This window comes from Candidatus Paceibacterota bacterium (assembly GCA_028714275.1).
In the GTDB taxonomy this organism is placed as follows: Bacteria; Patescibacteriota; Minisyncoccia; order Phycocordibacterales; family CAINVO01; genus CAINVO01.
In genome coordinates, this window is record JAQTMP010000049.1 from 1 (window position 1) to 4950 (window position 4950).

5 protein-coding genes are annotated in these 4950 nt (G+C 41.9%); 2 read left to right on the forward strand and 3 right to left on the reverse strand.

Annotated features, from left to right (window positions below; genetic code table 11):
* Together PHF79_03830 and secG are read right to left on the reverse strand one after the other, a co-directional pair.
* The coding region (locus PHF79_03830) for an ABC transporter substrate-binding protein (protein MDD5318911.1) at positions 1–1564 on the reverse strand (1564 nt) is incomplete at its 3' end.
* Positions 1565–1638: 74 nt separating this feature from the next.
* Entirely contained in the window at positions 1639–1869 is a 231-nt protein-coding gene (gene secG, locus PHF79_03835; protein MDD5318912.1) for a preprotein translocase subunit SecG, read from the reverse strand.
* Positions 1870–2557: 688 nt separating this feature from the next.
* Here secG and PHF79_03840 point away from each other — a divergent pair.
* Entirely contained in the window at positions 2558–3445 is an 888-nt protein-coding gene (locus tag PHF79_03840; GenBank protein ID MDD5318913.1) for a HAMP domain-containing sensor histidine kinase, read from the forward strand.
* Here PHF79_03840 and PHF79_03845 read toward each other — a convergent pair.
* The gene (locus PHF79_03845) at positions 3378–3803 is read right to left on the reverse strand and encodes a hypothetical protein (protein ID MDD5318914.1); all 426 of its coding nucleotides are present in this window, start codon (positions 3801–3803) and stop codon (positions 3378–3380) included. The two genes, PHF79_03840 and PHF79_03845, sit on opposite strands and share 68 nt — an antisense overlap.
* A 173-nt stretch (positions 3804–3976) precedes the next feature.
* On the opposite strand from PHF79_03845, the gene PHF79_03850 reads away from it, so the two are divergent.
* Positions 3977–4950, forward strand: a 974-nt coding sequence (locus PHF79_03850; protein ID MDD5318915.1) for a hypothetical protein, incomplete at its 3' end; no start/stop codon positions are given.

A 4950-nucleotide genomic window follows, 5' to 3' on the forward strand; every position in this document is an offset into this window, starting at 1 on the left:
TTTGTTTTTCAAAAAGAGCGTAGTCATTGTTGCGCACTGCGGTATCTGAAGTGGCTCTGGCATCTTCGAGAAGCTTGTCTACTTTCGGGTTGGCATAGAGAGCGATATTTAAACCTGGATCGTTGCGCTGAGAAGAATCCCAGAAGGCAAAGAGGTCCATGTCTCTACCGATTGCCGTTCCAAAAAGCAAGGCATCATAATTGCGAGGACGGATCACGCTTTGGTTTAGATCAGAAAGATTAAAAACTTTGACGCTGACGTCTGCCCCCACCTGTCTCCAGATATTCTGCACAATGCTAGCCGTTTGCTTTAAGTCTGGTGCGTCAGAAGTAGAAATGGAAAAACGGAGCACTTGAGTGCTTGTCTGCTTTCCATTTTTTATTTGTTTGGTCATGATACCGTTTGCGTCCGGTTTCCAACCAGCTTTGGTGAGAATATCCCGAGCCTGGGCTATCAATTGGTCCTGGGTTGAAGAGGCCGTGTCAGCCGTTGAGCTGGCAAGACCATTGGCGGGAATGTTTGTAGAAAGGTCTGGCACGGCCCCGGTAGCAGGTATGCCATAGCCATCCAAAACAGTGTTTATCAGAGCCGTACGGTCGATGGCTATGTTTAAGGCCTGACGCACCTCTTTATTTACCAGCACGGTGGCTTGGTTTTGGTTGAAGAAAATGCCAAAGATTCGTGGAAGAGGGGTAGTCAAAACATGGGCCCCAGTTTTCACTAGTGATTGAGCCTCATCCGCCGTAATCCCATCTAGAGTGTCAATTTCACCCTTTTTATAAGCCTCAATTAAAGCTTGGTCACTTGTGTAAAAGCGGATGATAAGGTTGCTGATGTACGGCCTGCTTAGAGAGTATTGGGCAAAAGGAACGAGATGGTAATACTGATAGAGGCCGGACTTGTTTTTACTGGTAGTTTTTATGCGGTACGGGCCTGAGCCGATGGGTTCTTGATTGAAAATACTGATAGGCCAAAGGTCATCATCAATATCTTTCCAAATATGCTGAGGCAAAATACCAAGAGTGGTGTTTTCTAAAAAGGGCGAATAAGGTTTTTTCAAAATGAAATGAATTTCAGTTGGACTGATTTTGTCTATGACAACTCCATCCCAATTGGCAGCCTTTGGACTTTTGAGGGCAGGATCAGTGGCTTTTTGAATAGTGAATTCGACGTCGTCTGTAGTGAGAGGGGTACCGTCTTGGAAAGTGAGATTGTTTTTCAGAATAAAAGAATAGGTCAGACCGTCTTTTGAAACGCTGTAGGATTTGGCCAGGTCTGGTGAAAGAGTCCCGTCAGGGTTGGCTTTCATCAAGCCGGAATAGATAAGCGAGGTAAGGTCATTGCCGGCGTCGGTATAAGTAAAAAGAGGATTGATCAGACGAGGGTAGCCTACGATTCCTTCTTGAATGGTGCCACCGGAGACTGGCACTTCAGTCATAAATTGGTTGTTGATATTCCACAAGATGACCGCCGTACTAATCACCAAAGCCACGGCAAAAATCCCGAAAATAACTTTTTCAGTCAGGGAAAAACTAGCGAAGGCTTTTGAGATTTTGAGACGCATTTAATTAAAAAGTAAGGCGTAAAGGAGTAATGAGTAAAATGAGGAAATTTAAACGGCGTGGGCTGTATTTGGGACTAGATCAAGAGAGCGGCGACCGATGATGCGACAAATAGGACAGCTAGGACAATAGTGGCTACGAAAATAACCAGCTCAGGTCCTCGTCGGGTGTGATGGAGAGTGGCACTATCGCCACCACCAAAAGCCGCGCCTGTACTTGCGTCAGAGTGTTGGATGAGAATGGCGACTGTGAGCAGTACGGCCAATACAATCTGTATATAAGGTAGTGCGGAGACTATAACTTGCATCAGTGAGGAGAGTATAGCATAGGGTATAAATAATGCAATTGGCGTAGTTTTGATAGTTGACCTCTCATGGAGTTTTTCAATTATAGCTTTCTATACTTCTACTATTTTGCCAAATATAAACTGGCTGGGTATGACACACACTTCCGCCCTTTTTATATCAGTTGTCTTATTCTATTTCAGTTCCTATTTTCCAACCCCCCTTTTTAAAAGGATCAGGTTTTTGTGGGTCACCATAATCCCATTTTTTGTTGTTAGTTATTTTCTATTTTTTACGCAGTGGATTGTTAGTCAAGGAATAGGTATTCAATATTCTCTAGGTGCAGGATACATGTTTTATCAAGGTATCCTTTCGCTTTATTTTATCTCTAGTTTCATTGTTTTGTTTTTGCAGTATAAACATGCAACGGAACACTCAGTTAAAGAGCAGGTCCTCTCTATTTTTATTGGATCATTAGTTTCTGCTTCTCTCGGTTTAATCACAGACTTATTCTTACCTTTCTTTAGAATTTTTGACTACACGTGGCTCGGCCCGCTTTTTAGCTTAATCCTTGTAGTTTCTATTTTCGTTGCAATACTTAGATTCAGATTATTTAATATAAAAGTCATTACGACGGAAATTTTCTCACTCGTCTTAATTGTCATTCTCTTTGTTCAAATATTTACATCAAATAACACAAAAAGTTTGACGATGAACGCCATAATTCTCTTGGCTGTGACAATCTTCTCTTACCTTATAATTAAAGGCGTATACAAGGAAGTGGCCAATAGAGAAAAAATAGAACACCTTGCTGAGGAACTTGAAAAAACCAACGAGAGTCTACAAGAGCTTGACCAGCAGAAGTCAGAATTTGTATCACTGGCATCTCATCAGCTTCGTGGTCCACTCTCTGCTGTAAAAGGTTACGCTTCACTTATTCTTGAAGGAGACTTTGGTTCAATTAACGATCAAGTCAAGGATGCCGTTCAGAAAATGTTTGAGTCCACTCAGGGTTTAGTTGTCTTGGTTAATGACTATTTAAATGTCTCACGTATCGAGCAGGGAAGAATGGAGTATGATTTCTCTCTCTTTGATTTGAAGGAGCTTGTGTGTACTGTGGTGTCTGAGCTTCGTCCTACTATTGAAACAGCTAAGCTTACGCTTGATTTTGACGTGGATAGTCATCAGGACGTTGCTGGTGTGATTTCCACTACCAGTGTGTCACCTACGGCCACATTCATGGTCAATGCCGACAAAGTCAAGATTAAGCAGGTCATCAGCAATATTATTGACAATGCAGTAAAGTATACCCCAAAGGGCGGTATTCATGTTTGGATCAAGAGAGTGGAGTCTAGTATGATGGCTGATAAAGTTTCGGCCAAACCTAAAATTCTCATTACTATTTCTGACACAGGGGTGGGTATACTACCCGAAGTCCTTCCTCGTCTTTTTGAAAAATTTACTCGTGCACCTGATGCCAATAAAACCAACATTATGGGTACAGGCCTCGGTCTCTTTGTTGCTAAAAAATTTATTGAAGCGCTTTTGAACTGCCTACTGGTAAATAGCAAATACAGATATCAGCCTTTGATTTTTTGAGTTCAGCTACAACATTAACTGAAATTTGGCTATGGTCAATTTTAATCAAATCTTTCATATGGTCAGCAACCCCATCTAAAGCATTCCCCATTTTTACAACAACACCTTTGTTAGGAACCTTTGAAAAATTTTTTGTACAGTTTGGCTCAGACAAGATTGCTTCTGAAATATCTTTACCAACCTTTCGTGAATCTACATCAATAGCCATGACAACTTCTATATCTGAGATCATGTATCCTCCAATTTTCCTATACATTAAACCACTAGCATTAGGATTATCTGTATAATATTCAATGCCTTGAATAAGCGAACTTGCACAATTTCCCACCCCAATCAGTGCTATTTTGATTTTTGACATTGAAAAAATAGTACCATGCTTAGACAAAGACATCAACATAGTCTTAATCTGAAACCACATCTTAATACAACGCTAGTTGTATGCTAAAAATTTTCCCGCTCTCTCGAGTGGGAACATGGGAAACCCCAAATATGCTATGATGATATCAATATAAAAATTAAAAGCAAGTGACTATGTTTTATTCTAAATCTCAAGGCTTCACCCTTCTCAATACAGCGCTGGTCATTGTGGCCGCTTTCGTGCTTTTGATAGGAGGGTATTTTTTAGTGGAAAAAATCAGTACTCCAAAAGCGCCAGATATTTCTCAGGCGGAGCTTGGCCAGACTGGCAGCAGTACCGATATTCGGTATGTAAACAATTCTCCAGTCACACCTGGGGACAAAGTGGTAGCGGTGACGGGAAGCTCGACGGGGAATGGAGCCGGTGGCGATGGAGGCACTCGCTCTGGCCAGGCAGGTCCAACCACCGGCTCACTCACTTTTGATAAATTAAAAAATACCAAGTACGGCAGTCTAGTTTTTGTAAATGGCAAAAATGATCAATCTTTTCACTGTTCGATAGATGGGGCATATTGGAGTGATCTCAATGCCGACGGCAAGGATGATGCCGTAGTGGTAGTTGGTTGTGTAGGCGCGGGCTATCAGGCGACGTTGTACCCTGTCTTGAATGTTAATGATCAACCTTCTGTATTGTCAGCTTTGATGTATGGTCACAACAACAATCCACATGGAGATTTCGACAGTCTCTCTATATCCAAGGGTGTCATATCGGTGATCTCTGACGCGCGTTTTCAAAATGATAAGCATACGGAGAGTTTTGTTATTAGAGGAAATTCAGTCGTGTCTGTGGGGGACTCATCTCTTTCTCCCACGAGTTGGGATTGGAAAAAATATGTCGGTTCGGGAATTAGTTTTCAGTACCCAGATTTTTTGACTCTTAAAGCAGCACAGTCTCCAACTTTTGCTTTTCCAACAGGTTTTATTCCGCATACCAATTTTGTGGGTGGCAATATTTCAGTAGGCACGGTCACTGGCCTGAGAAAGGATGATTGTTTGCAGGCGATTCCTCAAAGTGACCTTCGAGTAGAAAATCAGACTATCAACGGCATTCCTTTCATGCTTTCAACTTTCAACGAAGGAGCTGCTGG

Excerpts from the sequence above, each read along its gene's own strand:
- PHF79_03840 (MDD5318913.1), top strand. The coding sequence starts at position 2,558 with ATGAACGCCATAATTCTCTTGGCTGTGACAATCTTCTCTTACCTTATA.
- secG (MDD5318912.1), bottom strand. The coding sequence starts at position 1,869 with ATGCAAGTTATAGTCTCCGCACTACCTTATATACAGATTGTATTGGCC.
- PHF79_03845 (MDD5318914.1), bottom strand. The coding sequence starts at position 3,803 with ATGTCAAAAATCAAAATAGCACTGATTGGGGTGGGAAATTGTGCAAGT.